The 18386-nt window shown below is 66.1% G+C and carries 17 protein-coding genes; 14 read left to right on the top strand and 3 right to left on the bottom strand.

What is annotated here, in order from left to right:
* Window positions 1-74: 74 nt before the first annotated feature.
* The 14 genes from hpaI (at window position 75) to AC27GT_RS01380 (ending at window position 14049) form a co-directional block, all read left to right on the top strand.
* Window positions 75-965 carry a 2,4-dihydroxyhept-2-ene-1,7-dioic acid aldolase gene (gene hpaI, locus AC27GT_RS01445; RefSeq protein WP_015716941.1) on the top strand — a complete coding sequence of 297 codons (891 nt, stop codon included), beginning with the start codon at window positions 75-77 and terminating at the stop codon, window positions 963-965.
* Window positions 962-1702, top strand: a complete 741-nt coding sequence (locus AC27GT_RS01440) for a fumarylacetoacetate hydrolase family protein (protein ID WP_015716942.1) — start codon at window positions 962-964, stop codon at window positions 1700-1702. The genes hpaI and AC27GT_RS01440 overlap by 4 nt, the downstream gene beginning before the upstream one ends.
* Entirely contained in the window at window positions 1699-3249 is a 1551-nt protein-coding gene (gene hpaE, locus AC27GT_RS01435) for a 5-carboxymethyl-2-hydroxymuconate semialdehyde dehydrogenase (RefSeq protein ID WP_126205133.1), read from the top strand. The genes AC27GT_RS01440 and hpaE overlap by 4 nt, the downstream gene beginning before the upstream one ends.
* Window positions 3250-3253: 4 nt before the next feature.
* A complete protein-coding gene (gene hpaB / locus AC27GT_RS01430; protein ID WP_487223418.1) occupies window positions 3254-4705 on the top strand; it encodes a 4-hydroxyphenylacetate 3-monooxygenase, oxygenase component in 1452 nt (483 codons plus the stop codon).
* Window positions 4706-4755: 50 nt separating this feature from the next.
* Window positions 4756-5205 carry a 4-hydroxyphenylacetate 3-monooxygenase reductase subunit gene (gene hpaC / locus AC27GT_RS01425; RefSeq protein ID WP_126165651.1) on the top strand — a complete coding sequence of 150 codons (450 nt, stop codon included), beginning with the start codon at window positions 4756-4758 and terminating at the stop codon, window positions 5203-5205.
* The gene (gene hpaD, locus AC27GT_RS01420) at window positions 5193-6149 is read left to right on the top strand and encodes a 3,4-dihydroxyphenylacetate 2,3-dioxygenase (protein ID WP_126165638.1); all 957 of its coding nucleotides are present in this window, start codon (window positions 5193-5195) and stop codon (window positions 6147-6149) included. Before hpaC ends, hpaD begins: the two co-directional genes overlap by 13 nt.
* Before the next feature lie 117 nt (window positions 6150-6266).
* Window positions 6267-7439 carry an ABC transporter substrate-binding protein gene (locus tag AC27GT_RS01415; RefSeq protein ID WP_126165637.1) on the top strand — a complete coding sequence of 391 codons (1173 nt, stop codon included), beginning with the start codon at window positions 6267-6269 and terminating at the stop codon, window positions 7437-7439.
* A gap of 3 nt (window positions 7440-7442) precedes the next feature.
* On the top strand, window positions 7443-8420 hold the full coding sequence (locus AC27GT_RS01410) for a branched-chain amino acid ABC transporter permease (RefSeq protein WP_038069047.1): 978 nt from the start codon (window positions 7443-7445) through the stop codon (window positions 8418-8420).
* Window positions 8420-10174, top strand: a complete 1755-nt coding sequence (locus AC27GT_RS01405; protein WP_015716949.1) for a branched-chain amino acid ABC transporter ATP-binding protein/permease — start codon at window positions 8420-8422, stop codon at window positions 10172-10174. Before AC27GT_RS01410 ends, AC27GT_RS01405 begins: the two co-directional genes overlap by 1 nt.
* On the top strand, window positions 10171-10932 hold the full coding sequence (locus tag AC27GT_RS01400; RefSeq protein WP_487223417.1) for an ABC transporter ATP-binding protein: 762 nt from the start codon (window positions 10171-10173) through the stop codon (window positions 10930-10932). The genes AC27GT_RS01405 and AC27GT_RS01400 overlap by 4 nt, the downstream gene beginning before the upstream one ends.
* A gap of 3 nt (window positions 10933-10935) precedes the next feature.
* Complete coding sequence (gene paaI / locus AC27GT_RS01395) at window positions 10936-11373, top strand: hydroxyphenylacetyl-CoA thioesterase PaaI (RefSeq protein ID WP_487223416.1); 438 nt, start codon at window positions 10936-10938, stop codon at window positions 11371-11373.
* Window positions 11374-11392: 19 nt separating this feature from the next.
* The gene (locus tag AC27GT_RS01390) at window positions 11393-12730 is read left to right on the top strand and encodes a phenylacetate--CoA ligase family protein (protein ID WP_487223415.1); all 1338 of its coding nucleotides are present in this window, start codon (window positions 11393-11395) and stop codon (window positions 12728-12730) included.
* 2 nt (window positions 12731-12732) lie between these two features.
* Window positions 12733-13155: a thioesterase family protein gene (locus AC27GT_RS01385; RefSeq protein ID WP_287930011.1), complete on the top strand. Its 423-nt coding sequence runs from the start codon at window positions 12733-12735 to the stop codon at window positions 13153-13155.
* 96 nt (window positions 13156-13251) lie between these two features.
* On the top strand, window positions 13252-14049 hold the full coding sequence (locus AC27GT_RS01380) for an SDR family NAD(P)-dependent oxidoreductase (RefSeq protein WP_487223414.1): 798 nt from the start codon (window positions 13252-13254) through the stop codon (window positions 14047-14049).
* On the opposite strand, the gene AC27GT_RS01375 is transcribed toward AC27GT_RS01380, so the two are convergent.
* The 3 genes from AC27GT_RS01375 to AC27GT_RS01365 form a co-directional block, all read right to left on the bottom strand.
* Entirely contained in the window at window positions 14046-15959 is a 1914-nt protein-coding gene (locus AC27GT_RS01375) for a cobyric acid synthase (protein ID WP_015716955.1), read from the bottom strand. The genes AC27GT_RS01380 and AC27GT_RS01375 overlap by 4 nt on opposite strands.
* Window positions 15960-16139: 180 nt before the next feature.
* A complete protein-coding gene (locus AC27GT_RS01370; RefSeq protein ID WP_054392270.1) occupies window positions 16140-17135 on the bottom strand; it encodes a pyridoxal phosphate-dependent aminotransferase in 996 nt (331 codons plus the stop codon).
* A 47-nt stretch (window positions 17136-17182) separates the two neighbouring features.
* Window positions 17183-18322 carry an MFS transporter gene (locus AC27GT_RS01365; protein WP_015716957.1) on the bottom strand — a complete coding sequence of 380 codons (1140 nt, stop codon included), beginning with the start codon at window positions 18320-18322 and terminating at the stop codon, window positions 17183-17185.
* Between the last annotated feature and the right edge of the window lie 64 nt (window positions 18323-18386).

Raw genomic sequence — 18386 nt, 5'->3', positions numbered from 1 at the left:
CGGGCGCAATCTTGTGCTCCCTACAGTTGCCCTCCCGGCCCGCGAGGGCCATCCTAAGGGGCGAAAGGAGCAGCATGTTCCGCGGGTCCATTCCTCCCTTACCCACACCCTTTCGGCGGGGCCGGATCGACGAGGAAGCCCTACGGGGTTTGGTGGAGCGGGTTATCCAAGGGGGTTCCCATGGCCTTAGCGTGGGGGGCACCACGGGCGAGCCCGGCACCCAGACCCTGGAGGAGCGAAAGCGGGTGATCGAGATCGCCCTGGAGCAGGCGGCGGGCCGGGTTCCCGTCATCCCCGGCACCGGTGCCCTCAGGCTTGAGGAAACCCTCGAGCTCACCCGTTTCGCCAAGGAAGCAGGGGCCCAGGGGGCCATGGTCATCGTCCCCTATTACGTTAAACCCAACCAGGAGGGACTGTACCGCTACTTCGCCGAGGTGGCCCAGGCGGTGCCCGACTTTCCCATCCTCATCTACAACATCCCGGGCCGGGCAGGGGTGGAGATCGCCCCCAGGACCGTGGCCCGCCTCAGGCGGGACTTTCCCAACATCGTGGGGCTGAAGCACTCCTCCAAGGACCTGGAATACCTCTCCCAGCTCTTCCAGGAGGTGGGCCAGGACTTCCTGGTGTTCTGCGGCTTGGAAAGCCTCACCCTGCCCATGATGAGCCTGGGAGCGGTGGGGACCATCGCCGCCACCGCCAACTGGCTTCCCAAAGAGGTGGCGAGGCTCACGGAGCTGGCCCTGGCGGGGGATTTCCAGGGGGCCAGGGAGCTCCATTACTACCTCCTCGAGGCCAACGAGGCCATCTTCTGGGACACGAACCCCATTCCCCTGAAGACGGTGCTCTCCTGGATGGGCCTTTTGGAGAAGGAGTGGCGCCTCCCCTTGGGTCCCACCACCCCCGAGGTGGAGGAGAGGCTAAGGGCCATGGCCCGGCGCTACCGCCTGATCGGGGAGGAGGCATGAAGCTCTGCCGTTTCCTGGCTAAGGGAAGGCTCCATCACGGGGTGTATAGGGAAGGCGTCCTCCTGGACGAAGCTGGGGAGGCCCATGATCCCGAGGGGGTCACCTGGCTCCTTCCCTTCACCCCCGGCAAGGTGATCGGGGTGGCCCTGAACTATGCGGACCATGCCGAGGAGCTGGGCCTTTCCCGTCCCGAGGAGCCCGCGCTTTTTTGGAAGCCGAACAATAGCCTCCTTCCCCATAAGGGCGTGGTGCGTTACCCAAAAGGGGCGGAGTACATGCATTACGAGGTGGAGCTGGCGGTGGTGGTGGGCCGGCCCCTGCGCAGGGTGAAGGCCAAGGAGGCCCTGGACTACGTCCTGGGATACACCATCGCCAACGACCTGGTGGTGCGGGACTACGTTTCCAACACCTTCCGTCCCCCCATCCGGGCCAAGGGACGGGATACCTTTGGCCCCCTTGGGCCCTTTCTGGTGGTGGGGGAGGTGGAGGATCCCCAGAACCTTACCCTGAGGGCCTATGTGAACGGGGAGCTTCGTCAGGAAGGGCACACCTCGAGGATGCTCTACAGCGTGGCGGAGCTTTTGGAGTACATATCCGAGTTCATGACCCTGGAGCCCTACGACGTCATCCTCACCGGGACGCCCAAGGGCATAAGCCGGGTGCTTCCCGGGGATGTGATGCGGCTGGAGATCCAAGGGCTTGGCGCTTTGGAAAACCCCATAGAGGAGGAGGCATGAGGTACCAGGACCAGGTGGCAGGGATTCCCTGGGAACGGATCGAGGCCATTCGAAACGCCCTAAAGGGGTGGACGGCCCTCCACTTCATCGGCGGGGAGTTCCGCCCCTCGGAAAGCGGGGAGGTCTTCCCCACCTTGGATCCTTCCACCAACGAGGTGCTCTCCCATGCGGCCCGGGGCGGGGAGAGAGAAGTGGACCGGGCGGCCAAGGCGGCCCACGAGGCCTTCCAGCGGTGGAGCCGCACCCCGGCCCGGGAGAGGAAGCGCTACCTCCTGAGGATCGCCGAGCTTTTGGAAAAGCATGCGGATGAGCTGGCGGTGGTGGAGGCCTTGGATGCCGGGCAGGTGCTGCGGATTGTCAAGGCCCAGGTGGCCCGCTCCGCGGAGAACTTCGCCTTCTACGCCGAGTACGCCGAGCACGCCATGGAGGACCGCACCTTCCCCGTGGACCGGGACTGGCTTTACTACAGCCTGAGGGTCCCGGCTGGGCCGGTGGGCATCATCACTCCCTGGAACGCTCCCCTGATGCTTTCCACCTGGCGCATCGCCCCGGCCCTGGCCTTCGGGGACACGGTGGTCCTGAAGCCCGCGGAGTGGAGCCCCTTAACCGCCAGCAAGCTGGCGGAGATCGTGCAGGAGGCGGACCTTCCCCCTGGGGTCTTCAACCTGGTCCAGGGCTACGGCGAGGAGGCGGGGGCTGCCCTGGTGGCCCATCCCCTCGTTCCCCTCATCACCCTCACCGGGGAGACGGAAACCGGGAAGATCGTCATGCAAAACGCCGCCCGCCACCTTAAGCGGCTCTCCCTGGAGCTTGGCGGGAAAAGCCCGGCCTTGGTCTTTGCTGACGCCGATTTGGAAAGGGCTTTGGACGCGGTGCTCTTCCAGATCTACTCCTTCAACGGGGAGCGGTGCACAGCGAGCTCCCGCCTCCTGGTGGAGGAGTCCATCTTTGAAACCTTTGTGGAGAGGGTGGCGGAACGGGCGCGGGCCATCCGGGTGGGCCATCCCCTGGACCCCGAGACCGAGGTGGGCCCCCTCATCCACCCCGAGCACCTGGAGAGGGTTTTGGGGTATGTGGAGGCGGGCCTTAAGGAGGGGGCAAGGCTTCTCGTGGGCGGGAAGAGGGCCACCACCTCCTTCCGCGGGGAGGATCTTTCCCAGGGGAACTACCTGGAGCCCACCCTCTTCGTGGGGGAAAACCACATGAAAATCGCCCAGGAGGAGATCTTCGGGCCCGTCTTGGTGGCCATTCCTTTCAAGGACGAGGAGGAAGCCCTTAGGAAGGCCAACGACACCCGGTATGGCCTTGCGGCCTACGTGTTCACCCGGGACTTGGAAAGGGCCCATCGCCTGGCCCTGGAGCTAGAGGCGGGCCTCGTTTACCTGAACAGCCACAACGTGCGCCACCTGCCCACCCCCTTTGGCGGGGTGAAGGCCAGCGGGGAGCGGCGGGAGGGTGGCCTTTATGCTCTTGAGTTTTACACCGACCTCAAGGCCGTGGGGCTTCCCCTGAGGCCCCCCCACGTGCCCAAGTTCGGAAAGAGGTGAGAGGATGGCGAGAACAGGAGCGGAGTATCTGGAAGCCTTGAGGGAGCGGCCCCCCAACCTCTGGTACAAGGGGGAAAAGGTAGAGGACCCCACCACCCATCCCGTCTTCCGGGGCATCGTGCGCACCATGGCGGCCCTCTATGACCTGCAGCACGACCCCCGGTACCGGGAGGCCCTCACCTACGAGGAGGAGGGGAAGTTGCACGGGATGAGCTTCCTCATCCCCAAGACCAAGGAGGACCTGAAGCGGCGGGGCCAGGCCTACAAGCTCTGGGCCGACCAGAACCTTGGGATGATGGGCCGTAGCCCGGACTACCTGAACGCCGTGGTCATGGCCTATGCCGCCAGCGCCGAGTACTTCGGGGAGTTTGCCGACAACGTGCGGGCCTACTACCGCTACCTCCGCGACCACGACCTGGCCACCACCCACGCCCTCACCAACCCCCAGGTGAACCGGGCCAAGCCTCCCTCGGCCCAGCCCGACCCCTACATCCCCGTGGGGGTGGTGCGTCAGACGGAAAAGGGCATCGTGGTGCGGGGAGCCCGCATGACCGCCACCTTTCCCCTGGCGGACGAGGTCCTCATCTTCCCTTCCACCCTGCTTAAGGAGGGGCCGGGCAACGAGAAGTACGCCATTGCCTTCGCACTGCCCACCTCCACCCCGGGCCTTCACTTCGTCTGCCGCGAGGCCTTGGTGGGGGGGGATAGCCCCTTCGACTACCCCCTTAGCAGCCGCCTCGAGGAGATGGACTGCCTGGTGATCTTTGACGATGTGCTGGTCCCTTGGGAGCGGGTCTTCATTTTGGGGAACGTGGAGCTCTGCAACAACGCCTATGCCGCCACGGGGGCCTTGAACCACATGGCCCACCAGGTGGTGGCCTTGAAGACCGCCAAGACCGAGGCCTTTTTGGGGGTGGCGGCCTTGATGGCCGAGGGGATCGGGGCCGACGCCTACAGCCACGTGCAGGAGAAGATCGCCGAGATCATTGTCTACCTGGAGGCCATGCGGGCCTTCTGGACCCGGGCGGAGGAGGAGGCCAGGGAGAATGCCTTCGGCCTGCTGGTACCCGACCGGGGGGCCTTGGACGGGGCGAGGAACCTGTACCCCAGGCTCTACCCCCGGCTTAGGGAGATCCTGGAGCAGATCGGGGCCAGCGGCCTGATCACCCTGCCCTCGGAGCGGGACTTCAAGGGCCCCCTGGCCCCCTTGCTGGAGAAGTATCTGCAGGGGGCTACCCTCGAGGCCAAGGAGCGAGTGGCCCTCTTCCGCCTGGCCTGGGACATGACCCTCTCGGGATTCGGAGCCCGGCAGGAGCTTTACGAGCGCTTCTTCTTCGGGGATCCGGTGCGCATGTACCAGACCCTCTTTAGCGTCTACGATAAAGAGCCCTACAAGGAGCGGATCCGTGCCTACCTGAAGAGGGCGCTTTCCGTGTTTGCGGAGGTGGAGGCGTGACGGGTGCCTTCCCTGAGGGGCCTGCGGGTTTGCCCAAGCCGGACGAGGCCTTGAGGGAGGCCTTCAAGGAGGCCCTAAGCCGGTTTGCCGCCGGGGTGACCGTGGTGTCCGCCCGGCTGGGGGAGGAGGAGCGGGGCATGACCGCCACCGCCTTCATGTCCTTGAGCCTCGAGCCTCCCCTGGTGGCCCTGGGCATCCACGAAAAGGCGAGGCTTTTGCCTCTTCTGGAGGCCTCCCGGGCCTTCACCGTTAGCGTTCTGAGGGAAGGGCAGGAGGCGGTCTCCCAGCACTTTGCCGGCAAACCCCAGGAAGGGGTGGGGTTGGTGGCGGGCAGGGTGCCAGGGGCCTTGGCGGTGCTGCGCTGCCGCCTGGAGGCGGCCTACCCCGGGGGGGACCACCGGCTGGTGGTGGGCCGGGTGGAGGCGGTGGAGCTGGGGGAACCCGGCCTTCCCTTGGTGTACTTCGGCCGGGGTTACAGGAGGTTGGTATGGCCATCGTGAGGGTGGGGTTCATAGAGCTTTGGGTGAGGGACCTGGAGAAAAGCCTGGAGTTCTACGAGGGGCTTTTGGGCTTCCGCCTGGAGCGCAAGGAGGGGAAAAGCGCCTACCTCCGGGGCTACGAGGAGCTGGAGTGGAGCCTGAAGCTCACCCAGGCGGAACTTCCCGCGGTGCGGAGCCTGGGCTTCAAGGTGGACGAAAAGGGGATGGAAGAGGCCCAGGCTTGGGCGGAACAGGAGGGGCTTCCCCACCGGTTGGAAGCGGACTGGGGTAGGCCCAGGATGCTCCGCGTTCAGGACCCCTTCGGCTATCCCCTGGTCTTCTACGCGGGGGCGGAGAAGCTTCCCCGCATGTTGCAGGAGTACCACCTCTACCGGGGGCCGGGGATTTTGCGCATCGACCACCTGAACCTCTTCTCCCCCGAGGTGGAGCGGGCCACCCGCTATTACCAGGAGAGGCTGGGCTTCCGCCTCACCGAGTACACGGAGGACGATGAGGGGAGGCTTTGGGCCAGCTGGCTCCACCGCAAGGGGAACGTCCACGACGTGGCCTTCACCAACGGGGAGGGCCCGAGGCTCCACCACTTCGCCTACTGGCTTCCTGACCCCATGGCCATCCTGAAGGCGGCGGACATCCTGGCGGGAGCCCGCAGGACGGACCAGATCGAAAGGGGGCCCGGGCGGCACGGGATCTCCAACGCCATGTTCCTCTACCTCAAGGACCCGGACGGGCACCGCATCGAGCTTTACACCTCCGACTACCTCACCGTGGACCCCGACCTGCCCCCGGTGCGCTGGAGCCTGAACGACCCCAGGAGGCAGACCCTTTGGGGGCACAGGACCCCAAAGAGCTGGTTCCTGGAGGGAAGCGCCCTTGTGGACCTCGAGGGGAAGCCCTTGCCCACGCGGTCCTCGCCCCTTGTCGGCATCCCCGAGCACGTGACCTAGCTTGACGGGACAGAAGTCCCTGGTTAAACTGGAAGGCAAACGATCGTTAGTTAGACCCAATCCGGGTCTCGCCCGGTGGGAATAGGCGGTGGGAAAGAGACGAAGGAGGGGAAGAAGATGAAGCGCTGGTTGGTAGCCCTGTTGGTTTTAGGCCTTTCGGCCATGGCCCAGGAGGCACTCAAGATGGGTGTGGTGGTTTCGGCCACCGGCCCTGCCGCTTCCTTGGGCATTCCCGAGCGGAACACCTTCCTCATGCTCCAGGAGATGCTGGACCGCACGGGGGGCGTGGCTGGGCGCAAGGTGCAGTTCGTGATCCTGGACGATGCCTCGGATACCACCCAGGCGGTGCGGAATACCCGCCGTCTGGTGGAGGAGGGAGTGGTGGCCATTATCGGCACCACCACCACCCCGGCTTCCTTGGGCATGATCCCTGTGGTGGCCGAGGCCAAGGTGCCCATGATCTCCCTGGCGGCCAGCAAGGACATCATCTACCCCGTGGACGCCCAGCGGCACTGGGTCTTCAAGACCCCCCAGACGGAGGAGCTCATGGCCCGGGCCATCGTGGCGGACATGGTGGCCAGGGGGGTCAAGACCGTGGCCTACATCGGGTTTAACGACGCCTACGGGGAGGGCTGGGCCCGCTTCTTCGAGGCGGAGGCCAAGGCCAAGGGCCTGCAGGTGGTGGCCAGCGAGCGCTACAACCGGACGGATACCTCCGTAACCGGCCAGGTGCTGCGCATCATCGCCCGGCGGCCCGATGCGGTCTTGATCGGGGCCAGCGGCACCCCCGCCGTGCTTCCCCAGCGCACCCTGAAGGAGCGGGCCTATGCCGGCCTCATCTACCAGACCCACGGGGTGGCCAACCCCGACTTCCTGCGGGTGGGGGGCAAGGACGTGGAGGGCACCCTTCTCCCGGCCGGGCCCATCCTGGTGGCGGAGCAACTTCCCGGCACCTTCCCCAGCAAGCGGGTGGCCCTGGACTACATCCAGCGTTACGAGGCCAAGTACGGCATCGGCAGCTACTCCACCTTCGGCGCCCATGCCTGGGATGCCTGGCTGATCCTAAAGCCGGCCCTGGAGCGGGCCTTGAAGCGGGCTGACCCGGCCAAGGACCTCGCCGCCTTCCGCGCTGCCTTGCGGGACGAGATCGAGGCCACCCGGAACCTGGTGGCCACCCACGGGGTCTTCACCTTCAGCAAGGAGGACCACCTGGGCCTGCGCTTTGAGGATGCCGCGGTGATGGTCCGGGTGGAGAACGGCCGCTGGAAACTGGAGCGCATCTTCCGCTAAGCCATGGACGCCACCATCCTCAGCTTCCTCCTCTTGGACGGATTGCAAAACGGGGTGGTCTACGGCCTTCTGGCCCTGTCCCTGGTTCTGGTCTTTGCCGTCACCCGGGTGATCCTGGTGCCCATCGGGGAGCTTCTGATGTTCGCCCCCCTTTCCCTGGTGTGGCTCCTCGAGGGCAAGCTCCCCGGCACCCTGTGGCTGGCCCTGGCCCTGGGAGGGGCCTGGGCCCTCATGGCCCGGGGCCGGGGAGCCCTTCTGCCCCTTGTGGGCGGGGTGGGGCTTTTCCTCCTCTTCCTTCTAGCTAAAGGGGTTCCTCCCTTGGCCTACCTGGCGGCGGTGCTCCTCGTGGTGTACCTGGGGGTGGCCACCTACCGGGTCTTCTTCCAGCCCATGCGGGGGGCCACGGTGCTTTCCCTCCTCATCATGGCCGTGGGCCTCCACGTGGCCTACCAGGGGTTGGGCCTCGTCTTCTTCGGTCCCGAGCAGTTCCGTCCCGCCCCTCTCCTTTCGGGAGAGGTGGTGGTGGGCCTCTCCTGGCAGGGGGTTCTGGTCCTCCTCTTCGCCGCTTTGAGCCTGATGGCCCTTTACCTCTTCTTCCGTTTTTCCCTTTTCGGAAAGGCGCTTTTGGCGGCGGCGGAGAACCGGCTTGGGGCCAGGCTCTTGGGGATACGCCCGGAGGAAGCGGGGATGGTGGCCTTCGGCATCGCCAGCCTCTTGGCGGCTTTTTCCGGGCTTCTCTTGGCCCCCCTCATCAACGCCGCCTACTTCATGGGCTTCATGCTGGGGCTTAAAGGGTTCGTGGCCGCCATCCTGGGGGGGCTTGCCAGCTACCCGGTGGCCTTTTTGGGAGCCCTCCTTGTGGGCTTCTTTGAGAGCTTCACCAGCTTCTACGCCAGCGCCTACAAGGAGGCCTTGGTCTTCCTGCTCTTGGTGCCCGCTCTCTTCTACCAGAGCCTGCGGGCGCGAACGGTGGAGGAGTGATGCGCTACCTCTGGTTTTTGTTGCTCCTGTTGCCCCTGGCCCTGTCCCCCTTCCCCTACTACCTCACCCTCCTGAACTTCTTCGCCCTCTCCGCCATGGTGGCCCTCTCCCTCTACGTGCTCACGGGTCTGGCAGGGATGACCAGCTTCGCCCAGGCGGCCTTCATGGGCATGGGGGCCTACGCCACCGCCCTCCTCACGGTCAAGGCTGGGCTTTCCCCTTGGCTTGGGCTTGGGGCCGGGCTCCTCTCCGCCCTTCTTTTGGCTTTGCTCCTGGGTGCCCTGACGGTGCGGCTTAAGGGGCATTTTCTTCCTCTTTCCACCATCGCCTGGCAGGTGGCCCTGTACATCCTGGCGGGGAACCTGGTGGGGCTCACCGGGGGGCATACGGGGCTAACGGATCTTCCCCCGATCCACCTCTTCGGCATCTCCCTGGACACCGGCTTCCGCTACGCCTTCCTCACCCTTTTCCTCCTGGTCCTCCTGGTCCTGGCCCTTTACAACCTGCGCCAAAGCCGTATCGGGCGGGCCCTTTTGGCCCTGAGGGGGGATGCCCTGGCGGCGGCCAGCTTCGGCGTGGACCCGGCAGCCCTCAGGCTCAAAGCCTTTTTGCTCTCGGGGGTTATAGCCGGCCTGGCGGGTTTCCTGTACGCCCACTTCCTGCGCTTCGTCAACCCCACGCCCTTTTCCCTGGAGGCTTCCATCAAGTACCTGGTGATGGCCGTGGCCGGGGGAGTGGGGAGCATCCCCGGGGTGATGCTGGGGGCGGCCTTTTTCACCGGCCTCGAGGACTGGCTAAAGGATCTCCTGCCCCTCCTCTTGGGGCAACAGGGCAACTACGAGACCATCGGCTATGGCCTCATTCTGGCCCTGATCCTCATCCTGGCCCCCAAGGGCCTCTGGCCCATGGTGGAGCGGTACCTGCCGAGCCGGGACCCAGGGCTACCCAAGGCGGAACCCCTTTCCCTCAAGAGCCCCGACGGCCCCCGGGGTGAGGTGGTTCTGGAGGTCCAGGACCTGCAGAAGTCCTTCGGGGGACTGATGGCGGTGGCAGGGGTTTCCTTCAACCTGAGGCGGGGGGAGATCCTGGCCTTGATCGGCCCCAACGGGGCGGGGAAGAGCACCACCTTCAACCTGGTGGCGGGGGCCTTGCTCCCCGACCGGGGCCAGGTCCGTCTCTTCGGTAAGGACATCACGGGGCTTCCTCCCTACCGGATCCACTCCCTGGGTCTGGGGCGCACCTTCCAGCACCCGCACCTTTTCCTGGAGCTCACGGTGCTGGAAAACGCCGCTTTGGGCACGTACAGCCGTACCCGGGCGGGCTTTATCCAGGCGCTGCTGGGCCTTTCCCGGAAGGAAGAGGAGCGGGCCTTGGCCACCGCCTACCGGGCCTTGAAGCGGGTGGGGCTGGAGTCCTTGGCCCTGGAAAAGGCGGAGCGCCTTTCCGTGGGCCAGCAGCGCTTGCTGGAGATCGCCCGGCTCCTGGCCTCGGGGGCCGAGGTGCTCCTCCTGGACGAGCCGGCCGCGGGGCTCAGGGCCCAGGAGAAGCGGGAGCTTGCCTCCCTCCTCCGCTCTCTGGTCAGGGAGGGCTACACGGTGCTCATCGTGGACCATGACATGGACCTCATCATGGGCCTGGCAGACCGGGTGGTGGTGATGAACTACGGGGAGAAGATCGCCGAGGGCACGCCCAAGGAGGTCCAGAGGAACCCCTTGGTGCGGGCGGCCTACTTGGGAGAGGAGGAGGTGGCATGAGTCTCCTTTCCGTTCAGGGTCTCACCGTGCGCTACGGGCCCCTCGAGGCGGTGCGGGAGGTGAGTTTCTCCCTAAAGGAGGGGGAGGCCCTTACCCTCATCGGCCCCAACGGAGCGGGGAAGACCAGCGTCCTGAGGGGGCTCTTGGGCTTGGCCCAGGCGGAGGGGAAGGTCTTCCTGGACGGGGCGGAGGTGCGGGGGCGAAGCCCGGAGGCCCTTCTTTCCCGGGGTCTGGTGCTGGTGCCGGAGGGCCGGGCCCTTTTCCCCGGGCTTTCCGTGGAGGACAACCTCCTCCTGGGAGGCTTTACCCGTTTTCGCCGCAGGGAGAACCTGAGGCCGGACCTGGAAAGGGTCTACACCCTTTTCCCCAGGCTTTTGGAAAGGAGGAAGCAGCCCGCCGGCACCCTTTCCGGTGGGGAGCAGCAGATGCTGGCCATCGGGCGCGCCCTTATGGCCAGGCCCCGGCTTCTCCTTCTGGACGAGCCCTCCCTGGGCCTGGCTCCCCTGATGGTGCAGGAGATCTACCGCATCCTGAGGGAGCTTAAGGGCCAGGGGACCACCCTCCTGGTGGTGGAGCAAAACGCCAAGGTGGCCTTGGCCTTGGCCGATCGCGGGCTGGTGCTGGAGGCGGGGGAGATGGTCCTCGAGGGGCCCGCGGAGGCTCTGAGGCAGGATCCCCGGGTGGTGGAGGCTTATTTGGGGCTTTCCCAGGAGTCGGACGTGGCGGTTACGCCAAGCGAGCACCTGGAGGAGGGGTAGGGAATGGGGCAGGCTGCTTCCCAGGGCGAACGCCTGGAGGATGCCTTCATGCGAACCTTGGGCCTTCAGATTCAGCACCTGGCCCCGGGGGAGGCGGTGGTGGCCGGGGTGGTGGGGGAGGCGCACTTAAACCTCCACGGCACCGCGCATGGAGGATTCCTCTATGCCCTCGCCGATAGCGCCTTCGCCCTGGCCTCCAACTCCCGGGGGCCTGCCGTGGCCCTATCCTGCCGCATGGATTACTTCCGTCCCCTTTCCGCCGGGGCGCGGGTGGAGGCGAGGGCCCAGGAGGTCAACCTCTCCCGGCGCACCGCCACCTACCGGGTGGAGGTGGTGTCCGAAGGGAAGCTGGTGGCCTTATTCACGGGAACGGTGTTTCGCCTGGGAGGAGATGCCTTTCCCGGTGCAGGGGAAGGGCTACCTTCCGGGCAGAACCCTTGATGCAAGGAGGTGGAGGGAGATGTACCAACCGGAATTGGAAACCCTGTCCAGGGAAAAGCTCAGGGCTTTGCAGGAGGAAAGGCTTAGCAACATCGTGGCCTACGTGTACGAGAGGGTGCCCTTCTACCGGCGGCTTCTGGACGAGGCAGGGGTGGACCCGAAGGGAGTGCGGACCCTCGAGGACCTCCCTAAGCTCCCCTTTACCAAGAAGGACCACCTCAGGGAAAACTACCCCTTTGGCCTCTTTGCCGTGCCCCGGGAAAAGCTGGCGCGCATCCACGCCAGCAGCGGCACCACCGGCAAGCCCACCGTGGTGGGCTACACCAAAAACGACCTCCAGGTCTTTGCGGAGGTGGTGGCCCGCTCCCTGGCCGCGGCGGGGGCTAGGCCGGGGATGATGCTCCACAACGCGTATGGCTACGGGCTTTTCACCGGGGGCTTGGGTCTGCACGGGGGGGCGGAGGCCTTGGGAATGACGGTGGTCCCCGTTTCCGGCGGCATGACGGAGCGGCAGCTCATGCTCATTCAGGACTTCCGCCCGGAGGTGATCTCCTGCACCCCCTCCTACGCCCAGACCCTGGCGGAGGAGTTCAGGAAGCGGGGGGTTTCCCCGAAGGAGCTCTCCCTGGAATACGCCGTGCTGGGCGCTGAGCCCTGGACCGAGACCATCCGGAAGCAGGTGGACGAGGGGCTTGGGGTGAGGAGCACCAACATCTACGGGCTTTCCGAGATCATCGGTCCCGGGGTTGCCAACGAGTGCGTGGAGGAACGGCAGGGGAGCCACATCTGGGAGGACCACTTCCTGCCCGAGGTGGTGGACCCGGATAGCGGCGAGCCCCTTCCCGAGGGCAAGGTGGGGGTTTTGGTCTTCACCACCCTCACCAAGGAGGCCATGCCCCTCTTGCGGTACTGGACCGGGGACCTCACCTTCCTCACCTACGAGGCCTGCTCCTGCGGCCGCACGCACGTGCGCATGGGCCCCATCCTGGGCCGCACCGACGACATGCTCATCATCCGCGGGGTCAACGTGTACCCCACGCAGGTGGAGGCGGTGCTTTCGGGCATACCCGAGGTGGAGCCCTACTACCAGATCGTGGTGCGGCGGGAGGGTACCCTGGACGAGGCCGAGCTCAAGGTGGAGGTTTCCGAAGCCTTCTTCCAGGAGATCGGGCGCAAAGCCCTTTCCGATGAGGTCATCGAGGCGGACCACCGCCTCCACGCCCTCAGGGAGAAGGTGGCCCACAAGATCAAGGACAGCATCGGGGTGAGCATGAAGGTGACCCTCCTGGCCCCGGGGGAGGCCCCGAGGAGCGAGGGGGGGAAGCTGAGGCGGGTTGTGGATCTGAGAAAGAAGTAGCCATGCGTCCCATTCCCCCTGGCTTCCAGGCGGTTTTTGAGACCGTGGTCACCCCCGAGATGACCGTGAACTTCGAGGAGCTCGGCCCAGTCCATCCCGTTTACGCCACCTACTGGATGGCCAAGCACATGGAGCTGGCCGGACGCAAGATCATCCTCCCCTTCCTGGAGGAGGGGGAGGAGGGAATCGGCAGCTACGTGGAGGTGCGCCACCTGGCCTCGGCGCTTCCGGGAATGCGGGTGAGGATCGTCGCTTACCACGAGCGCACGGAGGGGAACCGGGTTTACGCCAACATGGAGGCCTACAACGAGCTTGGGGACCTGATTGGCCGGGGGCGCACGGAACAGGTGATCCTCCCCAAGGAGAAGGTGGAGGCCCTCTTCGCCCGGCTGCGGGAGAGGTGGGAGGCTAGGGGAAGGGTCTAGCTGCCTAGATCTGGTCCAAGAGGTCCCCGGGATACCCCCGGGATGCCCCGAGCCCTTTCGGAGGGCTCGGGGTGTACCCTGGAAATAGGGGTTCAGATGAGGTTGGCAGGCAAGGTGATGGTGGTCACTGGGGCGGGAAGTGGCTTAGGGCAGGCGCTCACCCTGGAGCTGCTATACCGGGGTGCCCGGGTGGCGGCGGTGGACCTAAGGCGGGAGGGCCTCGAGGCCACCAGGGAGCAGGCAGGGGCCAAAGGGGCCAGTTTAAGCCTTCACCAGCTGGATATCACCGATAGGGAACGGGTGGAAGCCCTTCCCCAGGAGGTGGTGGCCATACATGGAGCCGTGGATGGCCTCATCAACAATGCAGGCATCATCCAGCCTTTCAAGCGCTTGCAGGACCTGGACTACGCCACCATAGAACGGGTGATGCGGGTAAACTTCTACGGTACCCTCTACATGATAAAGGCCTTTTTACCCCTGCTTTTGGCCCGGCCTGAGGCCCATCTGGTCAACGTGTCCAGCATGGGGGGATTTCTGCCCGTACCGGGGCAGACAGTCTATGGAGTCTCTAAGGCTGCCCTCAAGCTGCTCACCGAGGGGCTTTGGGCGGAGCTCCAAGGTACCTCCGTGCGGGTTACCCTGGTTTTGCCGGGGGCCATGCGCACGGCTATTGCCGAGCACTCGGGGGTTGAGGCACCGAGGGTGGGTGGGGAAGCCAGGATCCCTATCCTGGAGCCAGCGAAGGCGGCGAAGATGCTACTGGATGGAGTGGAGCGGGATGCCTTCCGCATACTCCTGGGCCAGGATGCCAGGAGCATGGATGTGCTTTACCGGATCAACCCCCTTTGGGCTACCCGGGTGATCCAAAAACGCATGCGCCACCTGCTCTCCTAAAGCTTCAGGGGTCTGCCTGCAATAAGCAGGTAGACCTCCTGGGCCGCCTTCGCCAGCAGGGCGTTCACCTCTCCCAAGAGGTCCCGGTAGCGCCGGGCCAGGGGGTTTGTGGGAACGATCCCCATCCCCACCTCGTTGGAGATGACGATGACCCGCTTGCCGCTGGAGGAGACCGCTTCCAGGAACTGCCGGGCTTCCGCGAGAGGATCGCGGTCCCTCTCCAGAAGGTTGGAAACCCAAAGGGTGACGCAGTCCACCACCACCGTGGGGTAACGGGCCCTCTTAAGGGCTTCCACCAGGTCCAAAGGTTCTTCCAGGGTTTCCCAGGTGGGGGGACGTTCCGCCTGGTGGCGGGCGATCCTCTCCGCCATCTCCCCATCCCGGGCCTCCGCGGTGGCGATGAGGGTGGCCCAGGGGCCGGCAAGCCTTTGGGCGTGGCGGCTTTTCCCGCTCCTGGCCCCGCCCAGGAGGAGGATGAGGCCGGGGGGAGGTGGGGGGTCAAGGGATTCCGCTTTCCCCCTGGGCGCTGGGGAAGGGTTTGGCCTAAGCCCTAGGTGGCGGTGGAGGTGCTCGAGGTCCAGGTGCTCCTCTAAGGCGTCGGCCAGCTGGTCCAGGACTGCCTCCAGGGCCTTGGCCTCCTGGCCGAAGAGGGCCCGCTGCACCCCAGGATTTTCCAAAAGGCCGTGAAGCCAGGTGGCGAGAAGGGGCCCCTCCTGGTGCGCCAAGGGGATCCCCTGGCCGTGGTGGATCTCGTAGCCCTGGGCCCTCAGGCCGTTCAACCTGGCCCAGAAGCCGGAAAGCCCCCGGAAGACCACCCCGGCCGGGCGTACGGTTTTCTCCCTGAGCATCCGCACCTGGAAGGGAAGGAGGCCTAGGCCTGGGAAAACCCCCTTGGCCTCCACCCCCTCCTCGTCAAGGATGGCCTGGGCCAGCATCTCCGCTCCCCCGCAGATGGCCAGCACAGGTTTTCCCGCCTCGAGGTGGGCCCGCAGGAGGGGTAGGAAGCCCTGGAGCCAGGCCAGGTCCTTGGCGGGCAGGCGGCTTCCCGGCAGGATTAGGAGCTCGGCTCCCTGGGCCTCCTCGGGGGTACGGGCGTGCACAGGCTGGGCGAGTTCCGAAAGAGGCCAGAACTCGTCCAGGTTGGAGGCATGGGGGTAGCGGAGGATGGCCACCTTTGGGCCCAGGCTCTTTCTCGGGTGGTGGCGGAATCCATCCTCCTCGGGCAACTCCAGGGGAAGCATGGGCAGCGTGCCTAGGACCGGGATTCCCGTCCAGCCCTCCAGGAGGCGGTAGGCGGGTTCCAGCAAGCGGATGTCCCCCCGGAACTTGTTGAGGACGAAGCCAAGGAGCCTCTCGCGGTGCTCCCCCAGCAGGGCCCAGGTGCCGTAGAGGGCGGCCAGGGACCCTCCCTGGTCCACGTCGGCCACCAGGAGGGCCTGGGCCCCCGCCCACTCCGCCACCTGAAGGTTGGGGAGGTCCGGCCAAAGGTTCCGCTCCACCGGGCTTCCTGCCCCCTCGAGGACCAGGACGTCGAACTCCTTCCCCAAGGCCTCCAGGGCTTCCCGTACGGGAGCCTCCAGATGGGGTCTACGCTCCTTCCACGAAAGCCGGGAAAGAAGGGGGTCCACCCGGCCCAGGACCACCACCTGGCTTCCCTCGAGGCCCATGGGCTTGATGAGGATGGGATTCATGCGAGGATCGGGTTCGGTCCCTGCCGCCACCGCCTGGAGCCACTGGGCGCTGGCCATCTCCCCGCCCGCCACCACCCGGGAGTGGTTGGACATGTTCTGGGCCTTAAAGGGAGCTGCCCGGAGGCCCATGCGCTTAAAGTGCCTGAGGAGCCCAGCGGTGATGAGGCTTTTTCCCACCCCGCTTCCCGTCCCCCAGATGATGAGCGCCTTAGCCTTCACCCTGAACCTCCAGAACCGGTACGAAGGAGGTCTTGGCCAACGTGCAAGCCTTCGCTGTTCCCTCCCAGCCGTTCTGGGCCTTCAGGCTTGGCCCAGTGGGCCGAGGTGCCCTAGGCGAGGGGAACCAGGGCCATGTTTTAAGCCACCCCTTTTCCACGCTCATCAGGGTTCTGTCCTCCATCAGATCCTCGCGGCCAGGGCCTCGGCGAGGGCTGCCAGGAGCGCCTCTATAGCCTCCTCTCTTTGGGCGGAAAGCCTTAGCCACCCGGGCAGGCCAAAGCTGGTGGCGTCCCTTACCCGTATGCCCCTTTCCCTTAGCCTCCTGGCCACCTCCGTGGCCTGCTGCCCCACCCGCGCCAGGAGGAAGTTGGCCGGGCTTTCCCGCACCGGTAGGCCTAGCTCCCGTAGGCCCTGGGCCAGGAGACGGCGCAGGCGGATGAGTTCCCTTTTGCTCTCCTCCAACCACCCCTGGGCCTCTGGGTCCAGGTGGCCTAAGAGGAGGGCCTCCCCGTAGACGGAAACCGGCCAGGAAGGAGCCAGATGGCGGAAGGAAGTGAGGTCCATGGGGGCCAAAAGGTACCCGGCCCGTATCCCAGTGAGGCCATGAGCCTTGTTGGGGCTGTACAGGCGCCAAGCTCCTTGGGGCAGGGGAAAGGGCTTTTCCATAAGGGGGTAATAGGCCAAATCCAACACCAAGGCCCCCCCGGCCCGTTGTGCGGCCTCCTCCAGGAAGGGGTACACCTCCCCCGTGGGGTTGTTGGGCACGCAGAGGAAGGCCAAGGAGCTCTGGGGTAGAAGCCTCAGGAACTCCTCCGGGCTTCCCGCTTCAAAAAGGGGCAGATCCAGGGCCCGCGCAGCCCTGGCGTACTCGCTGAAGGTGGGCTTAAGGAGGAGGATGGGGCCCCTGAGGGGGTTCCAGCGGGCCAGGCGGTGGATGAGTTCGCTGGTGCCCGTGCCCACGGCCACGTGGCTTTCCGGAACCCCGTGGGCCTCGGCCAGGAGGCGGTGGGTTCTGCGGTAGAGGGGGTCCGGGTAGCGGCTTGGATCGGCCTGCCTGAGGTACTCCAGGATCACCGGGTTGGGCCCCAGGGCGTTGGCGTTGGTGGAGAAGTCGTAGAGGGGCTCAGGACCCCCATCGGGCCCACCGTGGATGGGCCTCAGCGCATCGTCCAGCATGGCTACATGCTACGCTCCTTTTGCTCCTCCGGAGCGTGGCCTGGCCCTTAACCCCTGGCCCGCACCAGCCAGGCGGAAAGGCCCATGAGGCCTGTGAGGAGCAAGAGGGTGGCGGCGAAGGCCAGGCGGTGGTTGGGAAGGACGGCGTAGAAGAAGGCCAGGGAACCCCCGGCCAGGGCGCTTCCCAGGGCTTGGCCCAGGGCCCGGGCCACGGACAGGGCACCCGAGGCCAGCCCCTCGAGGCCCCCAGGCGCCAGGGAAAGCACCAGGGCGTTGTTGGCCGCTTGAAAAAGGGCCCGCCCTATCCCCAGGAGGAGGAGCCCCAAGGCCGAGCCCCAGAGGGGATGCCAAAGGGGCAAGAGGGCGAAGCCCACGCCCGCGGCCACCAGGAGGTAGGCCCCAAGAAGGGCCATGCGGTTGTACCCCAGGCGGTCCGCGGTGCGGCCGGCCCAGGCACCCAGGAGGAGAAGTTGCAAGGGGTTGAGGAGGAGAAGGGTGCCGATGGCGCTGGGGGAGAACCCCTCTGCCCCCAGGTGGAAGGCCAAGGCCACGGTGGTGCCCAGGGTGTGGAGGAAGTACAGGGAGGTGGCCGCGAGGGCCTGAAGGAACCCAGAGGCCTCGAGCAAGCGCCTTAGAGAGCCTTCCTGCCTGGGAAGTTCCGGAAGGTTGCCTGAGAGCAAGAGGGCGAGAAGCCCCACGGGAAGGGGGAGGAGAAAGACATAGGAAAGGCCCCAGGTGGCGGCCAAGCCTCCAAGGGCAGGGCCCAAGAGGGTGCCGGTGGCCACGGTGCTGGCCACCATGCCCATGGCGTAACCCCGGGCCTGGGGAAAGGCGCTGGTGGCCAGGCCGGGCACCAGGCCCACCACCATGGCGGTGGCCACTCCCTGGGCCAGGCGGAGGAGGATGAGGTAGGGAAGGCTCGAGGCCAGGGCTAGGGCCAAGGCCAAGGCGGCGTGCAGGATCAGGCCCAGGCGGAAAAGCCGTGCGGCACCCAGGTGGCGGGCCAGCCAGGCCACGGGCAAATAGGCCAAGGCCGCTCCCAAAAGCCCAGCGGAAACCGCCTGCTGGGCGGTATCCGGACCTACCCCGTAGATCCGGGCCAGGAGGGGGAGGGCAGGGGCCAGGCTGCTTTCGCTCACCGTTCCGAGGAGCACGCCAAAGAGGAGGGCCACGAGCCTCGAGTCCACGGGAAAAGCCTACCCATAACCGGGTCGGGGTGGGTAGGGCACGAAGCGGTGTAGACCTCCGGAC

The organism is Thermus sp. KWY1 (genome assembly GCF_057547025.1).
The sequence above is the reverse complement of the archived record's forward strand: the minus strand, read 5'-3'. Positions and strand labels throughout refer to the sequence as shown.